Source organism: Desulfobotulus sapovorans DSM 2055 (assembly GCF_059569355.1).
On sequence record NZ_JCANVJ010000001.1, the window covers coordinates 544,323 to 558,728 of the forward strand.

At 52.9% G+C, this 14,406-nt stretch carries 14 protein-coding genes; 11 read left to right on the top strand and 3 right to left on the bottom strand.

Annotation, left to right across the window (positions count from 1 at the left end):
- The 11 genes from aat (at position 1) to BR04_RS02325 (ending at position 11,679) form a co-directional block, all read left to right on the top strand.
- Entirely contained in the window at positions 1-717 is a 717-nt protein-coding gene (gene aat / locus BR04_RS02275) for a leucyl/phenylalanyl-tRNA--protein transferase (protein ID WP_496354356.1), read from the top strand.
- 9 nt (positions 718-726) lie between these two features.
- Complete coding sequence (locus tag BR04_RS02280) at positions 727-2,154, top strand: exonuclease domain-containing protein (RefSeq protein ID WP_496354357.1); 1,428 nt, start codon at positions 727-729, stop codon at positions 2,152-2,154.
- Positions 2,155-2,165: 11 nt separating this feature from the next.
- The gene (locus BR04_RS02285) at positions 2,166-2,867 is read left to right on the top strand and encodes a transglutaminase-like domain-containing protein (protein ID WP_496354358.1); all 702 of its coding nucleotides are present in this window, start codon (positions 2,166-2,168) and stop codon (positions 2,865-2,867) included.
- Positions 2,868-3,054: 187 nt separating this feature from the next.
- Entirely contained in the window at positions 3,055-3,915 is an 861-nt protein-coding gene (locus BR04_RS02290; protein WP_496354359.1) for an alpha/beta fold hydrolase, read from the top strand.
- A 213-nt stretch (positions 3,916-4,128) separates the two neighbouring features.
- The gene (locus BR04_RS02295; RefSeq protein WP_496354360.1) at positions 4,129-5,328 is read left to right on the top strand and encodes an O-antigen ligase family protein; all 1,200 of its coding nucleotides are present in this window, start codon (positions 4,129-4,131) and stop codon (positions 5,326-5,328) included.
- A gap of 9 nt (positions 5,329-5,337) precedes the next feature.
- Positions 5,338-6,429: a glycosyltransferase family 4 protein gene (locus tag BR04_RS02300; RefSeq protein ID WP_496354361.1), complete on the top strand. Its 1,092-nt coding sequence runs from the start codon at positions 5,338-5,340 to the stop codon at positions 6,427-6,429.
- Between the two features lies 1 nt (position 6,430).
- A complete protein-coding gene (wecB, locus tag BR04_RS02305; protein ID WP_496354362.1) occupies positions 6,431-7,573 on the top strand; it encodes a non-hydrolyzing UDP-N-acetylglucosamine 2-epimerase in 1,143 nt (380 codons plus the stop codon).
- Complete coding sequence (locus BR04_RS02310; protein ID WP_496354363.1) at positions 7,570-8,601, top strand: glycosyltransferase family protein; 1,032 nt, start codon at positions 7,570-7,572, stop codon at positions 8,599-8,601. The genes wecB and BR04_RS02310 overlap by 4 nt, the downstream gene beginning before the upstream one ends.
- Positions 8,602-8,756: 155 nt before the next feature.
- Positions 8,757-9,548: an enoyl-CoA hydratase/isomerase family protein gene (locus BR04_RS02315; RefSeq protein ID WP_496354364.1), complete on the top strand. Its 792-nt coding sequence runs from the start codon at positions 8,757-8,759 to the stop codon at positions 9,546-9,548.
- A gap of 339 nt (positions 9,549-9,887) precedes the next feature.
- On the top strand, positions 9,888-11,189 hold the full coding sequence (locus BR04_RS02320; RefSeq protein ID WP_496354365.1) for a phenylacetate--CoA ligase family protein: 1,302 nt from the start codon (positions 9,888-9,890) through the stop codon (positions 11,187-11,189).
- 58 nt (positions 11,190-11,247) lie between these two features.
- Complete coding sequence (locus tag BR04_RS02325) at positions 11,248-11,679, top strand: ACT domain-containing protein (protein WP_496354366.1); 432 nt, start codon at positions 11,248-11,250, stop codon at positions 11,677-11,679.
- A gap of 131 nt (positions 11,680-11,810) precedes the next feature.
- Here BR04_RS02325 and BR04_RS02330 read toward each other — a convergent pair whose 3' ends face one another.
- Genes BR04_RS02330 through mltG form a run of 3 tightly spaced genes read right to left on the bottom strand, consistent with a single transcriptional unit; the run spans position 11,811 to position 14,303 of the window.
- Positions 11,811-12,821, bottom strand: a complete 1,011-nt coding sequence (locus BR04_RS02330; protein ID WP_496354367.1) for a glycoside hydrolase family 3 N-terminal domain-containing protein — start codon at positions 12,819-12,821, stop codon at positions 11,811-11,813.
- A gap of 14 nt (positions 12,822-12,835) precedes the next feature.
- Positions 12,836-13,276 (bottom strand): hypothetical protein, encoded by a 441-nt coding sequence (locus BR04_RS02335; protein ID WP_496354368.1) that lies wholly within the window; start codon positions 13,274-13,276, stop codon positions 12,836-12,838.
- A gap of 4 nt (positions 13,277-13,280) precedes the next feature.
- Entirely contained in the window at positions 13,281-14,303 is a 1,023-nt protein-coding gene (gene mltG / locus BR04_RS02340; RefSeq protein ID WP_496354369.1) for an endolytic transglycosylase MltG, read from the bottom strand.
- Positions 14,304-14,406 lie beyond the last annotated feature (103 nt).

Below are 14,406 nucleotides of genomic sequence, written 5' to 3' on the forward strand. Positions count from 1 at the left end.
ATGCCTGTTTTTCAGCTGGGCCGGGCCCTCCAGTTTCCTCCTGTCACCTATGCCGATGCCAGCGGTCTGCTTGCCGTGGGGGGAGACCTTAGCCTCCCCCGCCTGCTGCTGGCCTACAGAGAGGGAATTTTTCCCTGGTACAGCAAGGGGGATCCCATCCTCTGGTGGTCTCCGGATCCAAGGCTGGTGCTTTACCCGGAAGCCCTGCATGTATCCAGGAGTCTTGAAAAACGTTTGCGTCGTGGGGATTTTTCCGTGACCATGGATCAAGCCTTTTCTGAAGTTCTGAACCAGTGTGCAGGGGTGCGTACGGAAAAGGGGGAGGGAACCTGGCTCCTGCCGGAAATGGCAAGGGCTTATCAGAAACTGCACGAGGCAGGGTATGCCCATTCCGTCGAAACCTGGGACAGGGAGGGGCGTCTTTGCGGTGGCCTTTACGGCGTCAGTCTTGGCAGGGTCTTTTTTGGTGAAAGTATGTTTACCCGGGTTTCCGATGCCTCCAAGGTGGCACTGGTAGCACTGGTAAGACAGCTTGACCTCTGGGCATTTGATCTCATTGACTGTCAGGTGGCAACGGCCCATCTTCTTTCCATGGGAGCCGTGTCCATGAACCGGCGGCGTTTCCTGGCAATCCTGAAAGAAAGTCTCAGCCATCCCACCCTCAAAGGCCCCTGGATCCTGGATGCTTCCCTGACTTCCGGGGCGGATCGGACGTGAAGGAATTTCATGCAGAGCTATCTGTTTTATGATCTTGAAACCAGCGGCCTGAACCCCGCCTTTGATCAGGTATTGCAATTTGCCGCCATCCGCACGGATTGTTCTTTCCGAGAGACTGAGCGTCATGAAATCCGTATCCGCCTGCGTCCCGATGTCCTGATGTCTCCCGGTGCCCTCATTACCCACAGGATAGAGCCTGACAGCCTTTTGCACGGGGAAGGGGAATACGGGGCCATCTGCCGTATCCATGCCCTTCTGAACACACCGGGTACCGTTTCCCTTGGATATAACAGTCTTAATTTTGATGATATTTTTTTACGATTTTCCTTTTTCAGAAATCTGCTGCCCGCCTATACCCACCAGTTTGCCGCTGGCTGTTCCCGCATGGATATTTTTCCCCTCACCGTTTTTTTTCATCTTTTTCGACCGGAAGTGCTGCGCTGGCCTGAGGTGGAGGGTCGCGTAAGTCTCAAGCTGGAAAATCTGAGCAGGGAAAACCATCTGGCCGAGGGGATGGCCCATGATGCCATGGTGGATGTGGAAGCGACCCTGGCTTTGTCCCGTATGCTGGTATCGGAAAAGGAAATGTGGGCCTATCTTCTGGCGGGTTTTGACAAAAAAAGCGATGGTCTGCGTCTGGAAAAATTGCCCGAGGCCTTCCGTTCTTCTCTGGGGATCCATCCCTACGGTCTGCTCTGCGGGCCGGAGATGCGGTCGCGTTCCGGGTATCTCGCTCCGGTTCTGGGCCTGGGGCGTTCCGTCCCTTATGGGAATCAGACCCTCTGGTTGCGGCTTGACGGGGAGGACTTGCAGAAAACGGATCCTCTGAATCCGGAAGCAACAAGCTTTGTGGTGCGCAAAAGAAACGGGGAATCGCCCTTTATCCTGCCTCCTGCCGCCCGTTTCTGGGAGAAGCCGGGGGAGGAGAAGCGTCAACTTGCCGAAGAAAATATGGGCTGGCTTAAGTCCCGGCCCGATGTTCTGGAAGCTCTGGGGCATTATTACCGGAATTACCGCTATCCGGACATAGAAGGTCTGGATCCCGATGCCGCTCTTTACCAGAACGGTTTTCCGTCAAAGGCGGAAGAACTCCTCTGTCGTCGTTTTCACGGAGGAGATACCCCGGAAAAGGTGGCAATGCTGACGGAGTTTCCCCCATCTCTCCGGGTGCTGGCTGCACGTCTTCTGTACCGCAATGGCCTGGGAGAAGAAAATGCTCTGGTGCGGGAAGTGGCAGCGGCACAGATCCAGAACCTGCTGATCCAGGAAGAAGAGCGTATCCCCAGAGACTGGCGAGGGAATCCGCGCAGAACCGCAGCCAGTGTTGTGAAGGAAATCGCTGAACTGCGGGAACAGGGGGGGCTGGATGCAGAACAGATGCAGCTTCTGAATGTCCTGGAAAAGGATGTACAGCGTCGTTTTTTTTCCCCAGCATGAAAGGAGAAGCCATGCCTTCCCAGTACGCCATGGGGGCCGATGTACCGCCCCATCCCCAGGATCTTGCTCCCACAGCCTTTATGGATACCGAGCATCCAGATATCCAGGCTTTTTGCGATAGATATGCAAAATCCGGTGATCCGAGGGGAACAGCTATTGCCTTATACACGGCGGTGCGGGATGAAATCCGCTACGATCCCTACAGGATAGATTTTTCCGCTCATGGGATGAAAGCCTCGACCACTCTCAGGCAGGGCTATGGTTACTGTGTGGCCAAGGCCGTACTGCTGGCCACCCTTGCGAGGGCCGCAGGCATTCCCGCCCGTCTGGGCTTTGCTGATGTGCGTAACCACCTGTCCACGGAGAGGCTGCGGGAGGTCATGGGCACGGATCTTTTTGTTTACCATGGGTATTCAGCACTTTTTCTTGAGGGAAAGTGGGTGAAGGCCACGCCCACCTTTAACCGGGAGCTGTGTGAGCGCTTTGGCATTCTTCCTTTGGATTTTGATGGAAAGACCGATGCCCTCCTGCATCCCTTTGATGCGGAGGGCAAGCAGCACATGAGTTATGAAAGGGATCATGGGCTGTTTCAGGATCTTCCCGTGAATGCCATTGTGACGGCATCCCTGAAGGCCTATCCCAAGATGATGGCTTCTCTTGCAAAGGGTGGGGTGGAAGGGGATTTCCAGGAAGAGGCAGGGAGAATGGGTTGAGATATTTTTTTGCAAACCCTACAGATTCTTATTAAAAATAATGATTTAAAAAATATCTGATTGCCACCTTGTTTCAGTTGGTGTTTCCCTGCTTCAGGGCTGGAGACACAGCATCGGGCGTTTCTGCGGTCAAGGCCGTCATCCTCAAATATTTTTATGAGCAGGCATTATTGGAAAAGGAAATTTTATGACCTTTATGCAGAAAGCAAAAAAACAATTCAGAAGATATTTTTTCAAGCCCGATTTTCTGGAGTTTGACTTTGATATCACTGGGGATCACGCAGAGGATCTCCAATCGATTCAATTTTTACAGGAAAAGAATGTAGCACTTGATAGAATAATGGGGGCGGTTTTTGATGAGCTGAACAATGATTTTGGGAAATGGGCCTTAACCAGAAGTGCTTTAAGGTATCTTGTGTACCATATGTTGCATCTTAGCTCCAGAGATAACTTTAAAATTGTTGAGCTTGGAGGAGGGAAATCAACTCTTTTTTGGGACAGGCTTTCCGCTTTTTGTAAGGATTTTGCTTTTTATGTAACGACCATAGAGCATGACCCTGTTTTTACAGTTTCATTGAAAGAGAAGATTACCAGTCCAAATATCTCTGTTCAACAATTTGATCTTGTTACTGTTTCTGATGATGATTGGGACAGGATCTTTTTTTCGGATAGCTTACAGATACTTGCAGAAAATCTGCGGAACTCGGAAAAAAATACTGTTGTCGGGAAAGATGTTAACCGAACCCGTATTCATAATTCTTTTTATGATCTTATAGGAAAAAATAACCTTCCTGATGCTGATGGCCTGATTGATGTACTCGTCGTTGATGGGCCTCATGGTAATGGAAGAAGTTTGGCTTTTGCATACTTTGCTAAAAATTTTAAACCCGGAACATTGATTCTGATTGATGATGTCAGTCATTATCCTTTTCTTGAGCACCTTTCCAAATTTGCAGTGTTTAAAATTCTGAAATCTTCATTTTCTCTTAATAAACAGTGGATATTGGTAGAGATTCAAGGCGTTTTTATGCCGTCCGATCAGATTTGAAGCAATGATTGCTGTGTCGGGAACATTTTGGATAGGTCATACTCCAAACGGTAACAGTGCAACCGTTGAAAAATTTCAACCGAACTGGCGACAGCTTTTTTTATGCTGTCGCCAGTGTTTCAAAAATGGACATGCGGAGTGTCGTACGAAAACAATGGAGGATTACTAAAGTAAATCCTTTCCCAAAAGTGTTTTCCAGAGAGAAGGTCTGTCATGCTGCAGAAGATTTTAATGGCACTCTATGCCATTTTTTTGTTTTCCATCCCCTTTAAAAATGTTGTCTTTCAGCTTTCCATTGGCCTGATCAATCTTGTTTTTCTGTTTGTCATAGTGCGTCGTAAGGAGGGGATTCTTTTTTTGAAAAACCTGGCCTGGCTGCCTGTGGCTCTGGCAGGATTGTTTTGCTCCATGGGAATTTCCAGTGCTTTGGGTATCAGCGGCAGGGAAGGCTGGGAAGAAATGGCCAAACACGTGGCACGCTTTTGGCCTTTTTTATTGGCAACGATTTATTTTTCAAGAAAAAAATGGGTTTCAGCAGATTTTTTGGGAAAGGTGATCACGCTTGCCCTTTTTTTTCATGCGGCCAACGGTATAGTGCAGTTTTTCTGGGGCTTTGATCTTTTCGGTCGTCCTCCTCTGGAAGTGGCCTGGGGGGAGGATCGTCTCAGGGGAGCTGTATATAACTCCAATCTTTATGGGTTTCTCATGGCCCTTGGTGTGGTGATGGCCTTTGCCCTGGGGGGGGACAAACGGTCGGCAGACTCGAAAGCATCCCCATGGGTGCAGGTATTTTATGGGGGCTTTTTTATTCTCGCTTTCTGGACGCTGCTGCAGAGTGGATCCCGGGGGGCCTGGCTGGGAGCTGTGGGGGGGCTGATGCTGGCCGGATGCTGTATCCCCGGTTTCTGGTGGCGCAAAAGCACCCTGATTTCTGCGCTTCTCTTTTCCGGTTTTCTCGGGCTTCTTTTCAGAACCAATGCCCTTTTTCAGGAACGTATGCTGGCCATGCTCGCTGGAAATACCAGCTATCGGGCAGAGGTCTGGCAGGAGTGCTGGAGATATTTCCTGCAAAGTCCGCTGTGGGGGCATGGTATTGGGGCTTATGCCCGGATGGAGCGGGTTTATGCGGATATAAGTTCTCCCCATAATATTTTTATTTCTATCCTGCTGGAGCTGGGGGTTCTTGGACTGCTCTCTTACCTTTTCTTTTTTGGCCTGATAATCTGGCGAATTCTTTATTTTCCTGAAAACCAAAGGTTTCGTCCTGTTTTTCTGGGGATTTTTACCGTTTTTCTGGTATACGGGCAGTTCGGCAGCACCATGGTCACCGACAAAATTTATCTTTCCTGCTGGTATCTCCTTGTGGCCCTTGTCTGGGCCCATCCGGGAGCCGTGGGAAAGTCTTTTTCTTAGGGGTTTTTTATGCGGATCTTGATGGTTTCTCTGGATTTTCCTCCCACGGTGGGGGGGATTGCAGCCCATGTCCATGAACTTTCCAGGGCCATGGTGCGCCTTGGTCATGAGGTTATGGTCTTAACCCGTAAGGTGGAAGGTTTTGCCGAAGCGGAGCAGATTTTGGGGATGCAGATCCGTCGTATCGGGCTTTTCGGGGCTGCTCCCTTTTACGGCCTGTCCACGGACAGGGCCATCCGTCGTCTGGCGGACAGTTTTTGTCCGGATCTTGTGCATATTCATGGCATGGCTCCGCTGGAATGGCTGCGACCCCTTTCCCTGCCCCTTGTGTACACCAACCATACCTCCGGGTACCTTGCCCGTATTCGCAAAGGCGGGCTGCGCCGGATGTTTTTTCTTCGGAGACATTTGAGAAAACCCGATCTGATTCTGGCGCCAAGCCGCGAGTTGCTTGAGATTCCTTTTCCTGTGCCGGGACTCTTGCGCTATATCCCCAATGGCGTGGCCAGCGAACGTTACCGGTTTGATGCAAAAGACCGGGAGCGAGTGCGCCGGGATCTCGGGTTTCAGCCGGAGCACCGTGTGGGGATTCTTACCCGCCGTATGGTGGAGAAGAATGGTGTGGCCTATTTTGCCGAGGCCTGCGAACAGCTGCGGACTGATGAGGGGCTGCGTTTTATCCTTGTGGGAGACGGATCCGAAGCAGACCGGGTACGCACCCTTCTTACCCGATTTTTTGAGGGCCGTTTTGTCATGACGGGAAGCCTTCGCCATGAAGAAATTCTTCCCTATTATTCTGCAGCGGATTTCGCGGTGCTGCCTTCCCTTATGGAGGCCACCAGCATCAGCGGCCTTGAGGCTATGGCTTTTGGTCTCCCTCTGGTGGGCACCCGTGTGGGGGGAATCCCGGATCTGATTGAAGAGGGCAGAACAGGGCTGCTGTGTGAACCTGCCGATCCTGAGAGTCTGGCACAGGCGATTTTGCGTCTTCAGACCCTGGATATGAGAACCATGGGCATGGCAGGACGCAGGCGGGTGGAAGAGGAATTTGACTGGCTGCGCATCGGGGAAAAGACCCTTGCCGCATACAAGGAGGTCTGAGGTGCGGATTCTTGTGGTATTTGGCACGCGACCGGAAGCCATCAAAATGGCCCCCCTTGTGCATGCCCTTGGAGAAAAAAAGCTGCTGGAGGTTCGGGTCTGCGTAACGGCTCAGCATCGGGAAATGCTGGATCAGGTGCTGGCGGTTTTTGGGATAGCACCGGATCAGGATCTGGATCTCATGCGGCCGGGACAGGATCTTTCCGGGCTAACGGCGGGAATTCTGTCGGGCATGAAGGGGGTGCTCGAAGGGGAAAGGCCGGATCTTGTGCTGGTTCACGGGGATACGACCACGGCTTTTGCCACAGCCCTTGCCGCCTTTTATATGCAGATCCCCGTGGGGCATGTGGAGGCGGGTCTGAGAACGGGTAATATCCGTTCGCCCTACCCGGAAGAGCTGAACCGTCAGATGATCTCAAGAATTGCCGACTGTCATTTTGCTCCCACGGATAAAAACCGTGCAGCCCTTATTGGCGAAGGGGTTCCCGGAGAGCGGATTGTGGTGACGGGGAACACGGTTGTGGATGCCCTTTTGTGGATGAAGGAACGTCTTGTGTGCAACGCGGATGTGCGGGCGGCTGCGAGGCGGGAAATTGTGGCGGCAGGCTGGGAAAAGAGGGATAAAAGCCGCCCCTTTATCCTCATCACAGGCCACAGGCGGGAAAATTTCGGACAGGGTTTTGTGGATATCTGCAAAGCGGTCCGCAGGATCGGGGAAGCGTACCCCGGCTTTGATCTGGTGTATCCGGTACATCTCAACCCCAGCGTCCAGGGGCCCGTGCATGCAGCTCTGGGAGGCCTTGAAAACGTGTACTGCATACGGCCTCTGGGGTATCCCGCCTTTGTGCTTCTGATGATGGAAAGTCATCTGATTCTGACAGACAGCGGTGGCATACAGGAGGAAGCGCCTTCCCTTGGAAAACCCACCATCGTCATGCGTCAGGAAACGGAGCGCATTGAGGCCCTTGAGGCCGGAACTGTCCTGCTTTCAGGCACGGATCCGGATCGGATTTTTATGTCCGTGGATCGTCTGCTTCAGGACAGCGGATTTTACCGGGAGATGGCGGAACGTCCCAACCCCTATGGAGATGGAAGGGCGGCGCTGCGTATCGCTGAATTTCTTGCGGACAGGGTGAACGCATGATGCCAAAACGTATTCTCCATGTGGCCAATTTCAATTTTTTCCGTTACGGAACTTCTTTTTATGCCATGGACAGAAAGATTCATAATGGCCTTGTGCAGAACGGTCATATGGCTTTGGAATTCAGTTATCGGGAGATCAGCCGCTGGGAGAATTTTTTCCGTACTTCCCGCATGGGCAAGGGGCGTATGAACCGACGCCTTCAGGACGCCATCGATATTTTTCAGCCGGAACTGCTGCTTTTCGGGCACAGTGAGACCGTGGATCTTGCCACCCTTGATGGTCTTCGCAGGCGTTTTCCGGAGCTGCGTTTTGCCATGTGGTATGTGGACAGCTATGTTTTTCCGGATAAGGAACGGCAGCTTCGGGAACGGGCTGCGCGGATGGACTGGGTCTTCACCACAACGGGCGGGGATGTGCTGAAAAAACTGAAAACCCAGGAAAACCGGGTGGCATTTTTTCCCAATATTGCAGAGTTTTCCATGGAGGCCAGCCGCAATTTTGAGCGCTCACGGGAGGCGCTTTCCCTTGATTTTCTTTATTGCGGTCGGGGGTACAGTCCGGAGCGTACAGCCCGTCTTGCGATCCTTTGTTCAAAGATGGGGGCAATACGCCATGAAGTCTGGGGGTGCCTCGGCCGTCCGGCTCTCACGGGGCAGGCTTACTATGAAAAGCTTTCCGAAGCGGCTTGTGGTCTGAACCTCAGCCACAGGGAGGACATCCCGTTTTACAGTTCAGACCGTATCGCCCAGCTGACGGGCTGCGGTCTTCTGACCTTTTGTCCGAAAACTCCGGGGATGGATCGGCTTTTTACCGGAGAAGAGCTGGTTTACTATGAAAATGATGAAGACCTTATTGAGAAAATTTTTTTCTATGCCCGCGAGGATGACCTGCGATGCCAGATTGCCCGGAAGGGCTGGGAGAGGGTTCATGGGGCTTACAATGCGGCCCGTGTGACCCGATTCATGCTGGAAGCCATCTGGGGGCAGCCTTGGAGTTCTCCCTATGAGTGGATTTCAGAAATGTACTGAAGCCGGTTCTGTCCTCCCTCATTTTTGTCGCAACGCCGCATATAGGATTTGACAAGCCCCTTTCTTTGGGATAACGCTGAGACCATCATCATTTATGGTTTTGGATCGGGTATCCCAATTGAAACGGGTTTTTTTATGTCCATATGGAGGTAAACATGCACTACGAGAACATTGTTTATGAATGCGCGGATGGTATCGCAACCCTGACCTTCAACCGGCCCAAGGCCCTGAATGCCCTGAACGCGGCACTTCTGAAGGAGTTTGCCCAGTGTCTGGATGCCATCGACCAGGATGAGAATGTGCGCGTCCTTATCCTGACAGGTAGTGGCGACAAGGCTTTTGTGGCTGGTGCGGATATTTCCGAGCTGGCTACCCTGGGGTCTCTGGATGCCAAGTTTTTCTGCCAGCTGGGCCATGATGCCATCGGAAAACTCCAGGCCCTCTCCATTCCCGTCATTGCCGCAGTCAATGGCTTTGCCTTGGGCGGGGGGAGCGAGATGGCTCTGGCCTGTGACTTCATCTATGCCTCGGAAGCCGCCATGTTCGGTCTGCCGGAAATTACCCTCGGTATCATTCCCGGTTTTGGCGGTACTCAGCGTCTGCCCCGGCTTGTGGGGAAAAACATGGCCAAGGAGATGATCTTCACCGGCAAGATGCTTTCCGCAGGAGAGGCCCTTGCCATTGGCATGGTGAATAAAGTCTGCAAGCCCGAAGAACTGATGGATGCCGTACGGAAGACGGCCAAGGGCATTGCGGCCAAGGGCCGGGTTTCCCTGCGTGCGGCAAAGTCTGTGGTCAATGCGGGCATGGATGTGGATCTGGCCACGGCCTGCCGCATGGAAATCGATGCCTTTGCCCTGTGCATGGCAAGTCCCGACGCCAAGGAAGGGACGACGGCTTTTCTCGAGAAACGCAAGCCCAGCTTCACGGCGGGTCTGAAGGGCTAGGGTGTTCAGACCCGCCATGCCGGAGTCTGTCAGAAAATGGACTCGGGAAATGGGCTTGACAAGGGGGCTGCCTGCGGCTACATTCGCCCTCGAATCTATGGGGGAGGCGCAAGGTGCAGGGTCGCATATATTATCGGGCAGCTTTTATGTTTTGTAAGTCTGCCCATAACGAAGCGGATCTCGGATTATAAGAATCCGGCCATCTTCCCATGGGCAGACGTACCCCGTCGATACCGCCCATGGAACCTGAGTAACCATAAGCTGTGGGAGGATCGCTCCCGCAGCTTTTTTTGTATGGGGCGAATCCTGCCCGGGATTAGGACCAAAGGAGAGATGTTCATGATTTATGACATGGAGTTTGAGACCCTGCCCAGGGAGGCTCTGGAAGCCATACAGTTGAAACGTCTTCAGGCCACACTGCAACGGGCCTATGCCACGGTTCCCTTTTACAGGGATCGTTTCCGGGAATATGGGGTTCTGCCGACGGACATCCGTAGTCTGGATGATATGGAAAAGCTGCCCTTTCTTGTCAAACAGGATTTAAGGGACAATTATCCCTTCGGGCTTTTTGCCGTTCCCAAAGAGAATGTGGTGCGTATCCACGCTTCCTCCGGTACTACGGGTAAACCCACGGTGGTGGGGTACACGGCACGAGACATTGAAACCTGGGCCAGTCTCATGGCGAGAGCTCTCTCCGCAGGAGGTGCACGGCGAGGGGACATTATCCACAACGCCTATGGCTATGGCCTTTTCACCGGTGGTCTCGGAGTGCATTACGGAGCCGAAAAGCTTGGCGCAACGGTGATTCCCGTTTCCGGCGGCAACACCAAACGTCAGATCACCATCATGAAGGACTTCGGGCCTTCCATTCTGACGGCGACACCTTCCTATACCCTGCACCTTGCCGAAGTGGCCAGGGAGATGGGTGTGGATTTCAAGGATCTGAATTTCCGTCATGGGATTTTCGGGGCGGAGCCCTGGAGCGAGGCCATGCGGCGTCAGATAGAAGGGGATCTGGGGCTTTCCGCAGTGGATATCTATGGCTTGAGCGAGGTTATGGGGCCTGGGGTAGCCGTGGAATGCCATGAGGCAAAGGCCGGACTGCATATTTTTGAGGATCATTTTATTCCTGAAATCATTGATCCGGAGACGGGAAAACGTCTGCCCCTGGGAGAGGTGGGGGAGCTGGTCTTTACCTCCATCACCAAGGAAGCCTTCCCGGTGATCCGCTACAGAACCCGGGATATTACAAGACTCATGGCAGAGCCCTGTGTCTGTGGCCGAACCATGATCCGTATGGAGCGGGTTTCCGGACGTACGGATGACATGCTCATTATTCGGGGGGTAAACGTTTTTCCCTCCCAGATTGAGTCTGTTCTCATGATGATTTCTGAGGTGGAGCCTCATTATCAGCTGGAAGTGGATCGGGAGGACAGCCTGGATATTCTGACCGTCAAGGTGGAGATCAGTCAGAAACTCTTTACCGATGAGGTGAGGGGGCTTCAGAACCTGGAGCGCATGATTGCGAAGAATATTAAGGAATATCTTGGAATTTCAGCCAAAGTCCGCCTTGTGGAACCCAAAAGCATTGCCAGGAGTGAAGGAAAGGCGGTGCGGGTTATTGATCGGCGGCGCATATGACGTTAGTATGGCCTCCGGGTTTCATGATCATTCACGACGGTGACAAGGAGGAGTGCTGATGAAGGTGGAACAGATTTCGATTTTTATGGAGAACAAGGCCGGACGTCTTGCGGAAGTAACGGCGATCCTCAAGGAATCCGGCGTGAACATACGGGCACTTTCCCTTGCGGATACGGCGGATTTTGGTGTGTTGCGTATGATTGTCAATGATACGCAAAAGGCCGATCTTGCCCTGAAAAATGCCGGATTTACCGTGGGAAAAACTGAGGTGGTGGCTGTGGAGGTCATGGACAGCCCCGGCGGTCTGCATGATATCCTTGAAGTGCTGCGGGAAAAAAACATCAATGTGGAATACATGTACGCCTTTGTGCAGCAGAGCGGAGACAGGGCCGTGATGATTTTCAGGTTTGATGACGTGGATGCCGCCATTACCCAGCTTTCTGCAAGGGGAATGGTGATTGTTTCCGGGAAACGCCTTTATTCCCTCTGATCTCAGTCTCCATAATTGTGCAGACAGGACTCCGTTTTTTCTTTTTGGAAAGAACGGAGTTTTTTGTTTTTTGATCCTTCCCATTTTATCCGTGTGCAGGCTTATCCTGTGATCGCCCGTTTTCAGAATCCTTACCCGGCGGGATTGCCCCTGGATTTCAATGCAAGTGTCCGGTAGGCGGATCGGATAAAAAGAGCCCGTTTTTCCGGATGTTTTGCCATACGCAGCAGAACCTCAAAGGCGTGCTGAATGGCAGGGCCTTCATGGCAGATCAGCCCCAGATCCACCTCGGCTTCCACAAGACGTTCCATGACAAGGGGCATGGGAAGCCGGATGGCCTTCATGTCCAGGTCATCGCTCATGACAAGGCCTTCATAGCCCATTTCCCGCCGCAGAAGGTCTTTGGATATGATGGTGGACAGGCTGGCAGGCCATTTTGCATCCAGCATCTGATACAGGATATGGGAAATCATTATGCCTTCCACCCCTGCATCCATGGCTGCCCGAAAGGGAAGCAGGTCGCTTTGAATCAGCAGCTCTTTTGGCGTATCCAGCAGAGGGAGTACATGGTGGGAGTCCAGCACCGTACGGCCAATACCGGGAAAATGTTTGGCTACAGTGGCAATACCCCTTTTTTGGTAAGCCCGGATCATGGCAAGACCCATGGCGCTCACCTGGACGGCGTTTCCCTGGAAGGCCCGGTTTTTCATGATGCTGTCCGGATGGGGGGTTGCCACATCCAGTACAGGCGCGAGGTTCATGGTGATTCCCAGGGGGAGGAGTTCTTTGGCCATGGCATCGGCATGGGAAACAGCTTCTTCGGAGTTTTGCAGGGTGGTGATACCGGGAAGTTCCGTGAAGGCCGGTGCCCGCAGCCGGGCGACAGGGCCACCTTCCTGGTCAATGGCCATAATGAGGGGGGGCAGCCCTTCGGCCCTGGCTGCGGCCTGAAGATCGGCGGTCAGCTGGCCGAGCTGATCTCTGTTACGGATATTGGTGGCAAAAAGAACAATGCCTGCGGGCCGGATGCGGGCCAGGGTGCTGCGGATCCCTCCATGGCATACGGGGCCTTCAAAGCCCAGCATCAGACGTTGACCGGCAAGGGTTTCCGGATTCCAGGATTCGGGAGAAAACAGGGACATGGAGGCTTTCTTGATCATGGGGTTGGATTGGTGATGGGAACCCAGTTGTGGTTGTCCCAGCGTTTACCGAAACGGCTGCACATGACGAAGGCCAGCCACAGCTGTTCCAGGGTGGAGAAGCGGCGTAGCTCAGGATCCTTATCCCGATCCGATGGGGTTCCGGCAAAGCTGTGGAAACGAAACCCCATGTCCTGAAAGCGGACACCTGGAGTCAGGGCCAGATCCATGAGCTGGTTTTGCCGGGGTAACCAGATCCGGGCTTCCAGGCGGATGATATTTTTTTCATGGAGAATGGCAAATCCTTTTTTGAAAGTTTGGGATCCTGTTTCATGAAGCCAGAAATGTATCCGGTTGTCTCCGGTGAGAAGATACACGTCTCCCCTTGCGGGAGACCATTGTTCCTGAACTTCCCGGGCTTTCCGGCACATGGACTGATAGAGGAGAGATTGATCCATCACCTTATCGGTTCACCGTTCCCCTGTTACGCTGGTAGTGGTTGACGGCGCGGTTATGTTCCGTGAGAGTTTTTGAAAAATGGTGGGAGCCGTTATTTTTGGAAACGAAAAACAGATAGGGGGTGTCTGCGGGCCAGAGGGCGGCTTCCAGGGAAGCCTTTCCCGGTGAGGCAATGGGGCCGGGCGGCAGTCCCTTGATTCTGTAAGTGTTGTAGGGGGTAGCTGTGCGCAGGTGGGTGCGGGTGATTCTGCCATCATAGTCCGGGATGCCGTAGATGACGGTGGGATCCGTTTCCAGGCGCATTCCCCGTGCCAGACGGTTGTGAAATACCGATGCGATGAGGGGTCTTTCATCGGGATGTCCTGTTTCCTTTTCAATGAGGGAGGCCAGGGTCACCACCTCATGGAGGGACAGGCCGATGTCCTGTGCCCGCTGTTTTTTTTTTGCATCAAAAACATGCTGAAAGTGCTGTACCATGGTACGTATCATGGAACGGGCATTGTCCGTTTTGGTGAAGAAATAGGTGTCCGGAAACAGATACCCCTCGAGGTTTGCTGAGGGAATCCCTAAGGTTTTTGCAAATTCCGGATCCAGGGCGATGGCAAGAAAGGCCTCTTCCGTCACGAGACCCGTTTCGGTCGCGCGTCGGGCAATCTCTGTGATGCGCAGTCCTTCGGGCAGTGTGAGGCGGTAGCGCCTGACCCTGCCTTCCACCATCATGTCCAGAAGGGCTTGGGGACTGAGGGCCGGGGACATGGGGTATTCCCCGGAGTGGACGCGGGTGTCCCTTTTCTGGAGACGGGCAAGGATACGCAGCAAAAGGGCCTTTTCGATAATACCTTCCTTTTCCATGCGCTCAGCGATGTTCCGGAAGCCTTCTCCCGGCTGGATCGTGATAATTTTTTCCTGCCCACCGGCGTCCATTGGCGTGCAGGCATAGTGGCGCAGTCCGTCCCGCAGAACCAGTCCTGTGGCAATGAAGAGAAAAAAGATGAGGAAAAAAACGGAAAAAAATGAAACTTTCATCAAAAGAAATCTCCATGACGGTCATCTGGCACTTTTCTATAGCCTGATTGAAAAGCGCTGTCAAAAGAGGAACCCGTTCGATGGACTTGCCATCTGCGGGAAG

Excerpts from the sequence above, each read along its gene's own strand:
- BR04_RS02300 (WP_496354361.1), top strand. The coding sequence starts at position 5,338 with ATGCGGATCTTGATGGTTTCTCTGGATTTTCCTCCCACGGTGGGGGGG.
- BR04_RS02330 (WP_496354367.1), bottom strand. The coding sequence starts at position 12,821 with ATGTCCCTGTTTTCTCCCGAATCCTGGAATCCGGAAACCCTTGCCGGT.
- BR04_RS02315 (WP_496354364.1), top strand. The coding sequence starts at position 8,757 with ATGCACTACGAGAACATTGTTTATGAATGCGCGGATGGTATCGCAACC.
- BR04_RS02335 (WP_496354368.1), bottom strand. The coding sequence starts at position 13,276 with ATGGATCAATCTCTCCTCTATCAGTCCATGTGCCGGAAAGCCCGGGAA.
- BR04_RS02285 (WP_496354358.1), top strand. The coding sequence starts at position 2,166 with ATGCCTTCCCAGTACGCCATGGGGGCCGATGTACCGCCCCATCCCCAG.
- BR04_RS02320 (WP_496354365.1), top strand. The coding sequence starts at position 9,888 with ATGATTTATGACATGGAGTTTGAGACCCTGCCCAGGGAGGCTCTGGAA.
- aat (WP_496354356.1), top strand. The coding sequence starts at position 1 with ATGCCTGTTTTTCAGCTGGGCCGGGCCCTCCAGTTTCCTCCTGTCACC.
- BR04_RS02325 (WP_496354366.1), top strand. The coding sequence starts at position 11,248 with ATGAAGGTGGAACAGATTTCGATTTTTATGGAGAACAAGGCCGGACGT.
- mltG (WP_496354369.1), bottom strand. The coding sequence starts at position 14,303 with ATGAAAGTTTCATTTTTTTCCGTTTTTTTCCTCATCTTTTTTCTCTTC.
- BR04_RS02280 (WP_496354357.1), top strand. The coding sequence starts at position 727 with ATGCAGAGCTATCTGTTTTATGATCTTGAAACCAGCGGCCTGAACCCC.
- BR04_RS02290 (WP_496354359.1), top strand. The coding sequence starts at position 3,055 with ATGACCTTTATGCAGAAAGCAAAAAAACAATTCAGAAGATATTTTTTC.
- BR04_RS02295 (WP_496354360.1), top strand. The coding sequence starts at position 4,129 with ATGCTGCAGAAGATTTTAATGGCACTCTATGCCATTTTTTTGTTTTCC.
- BR04_RS02310 (WP_496354363.1), top strand. The coding sequence starts at position 7,570 with ATGATGCCAAAACGTATTCTCCATGTGGCCAATTTCAATTTTTTCCGT.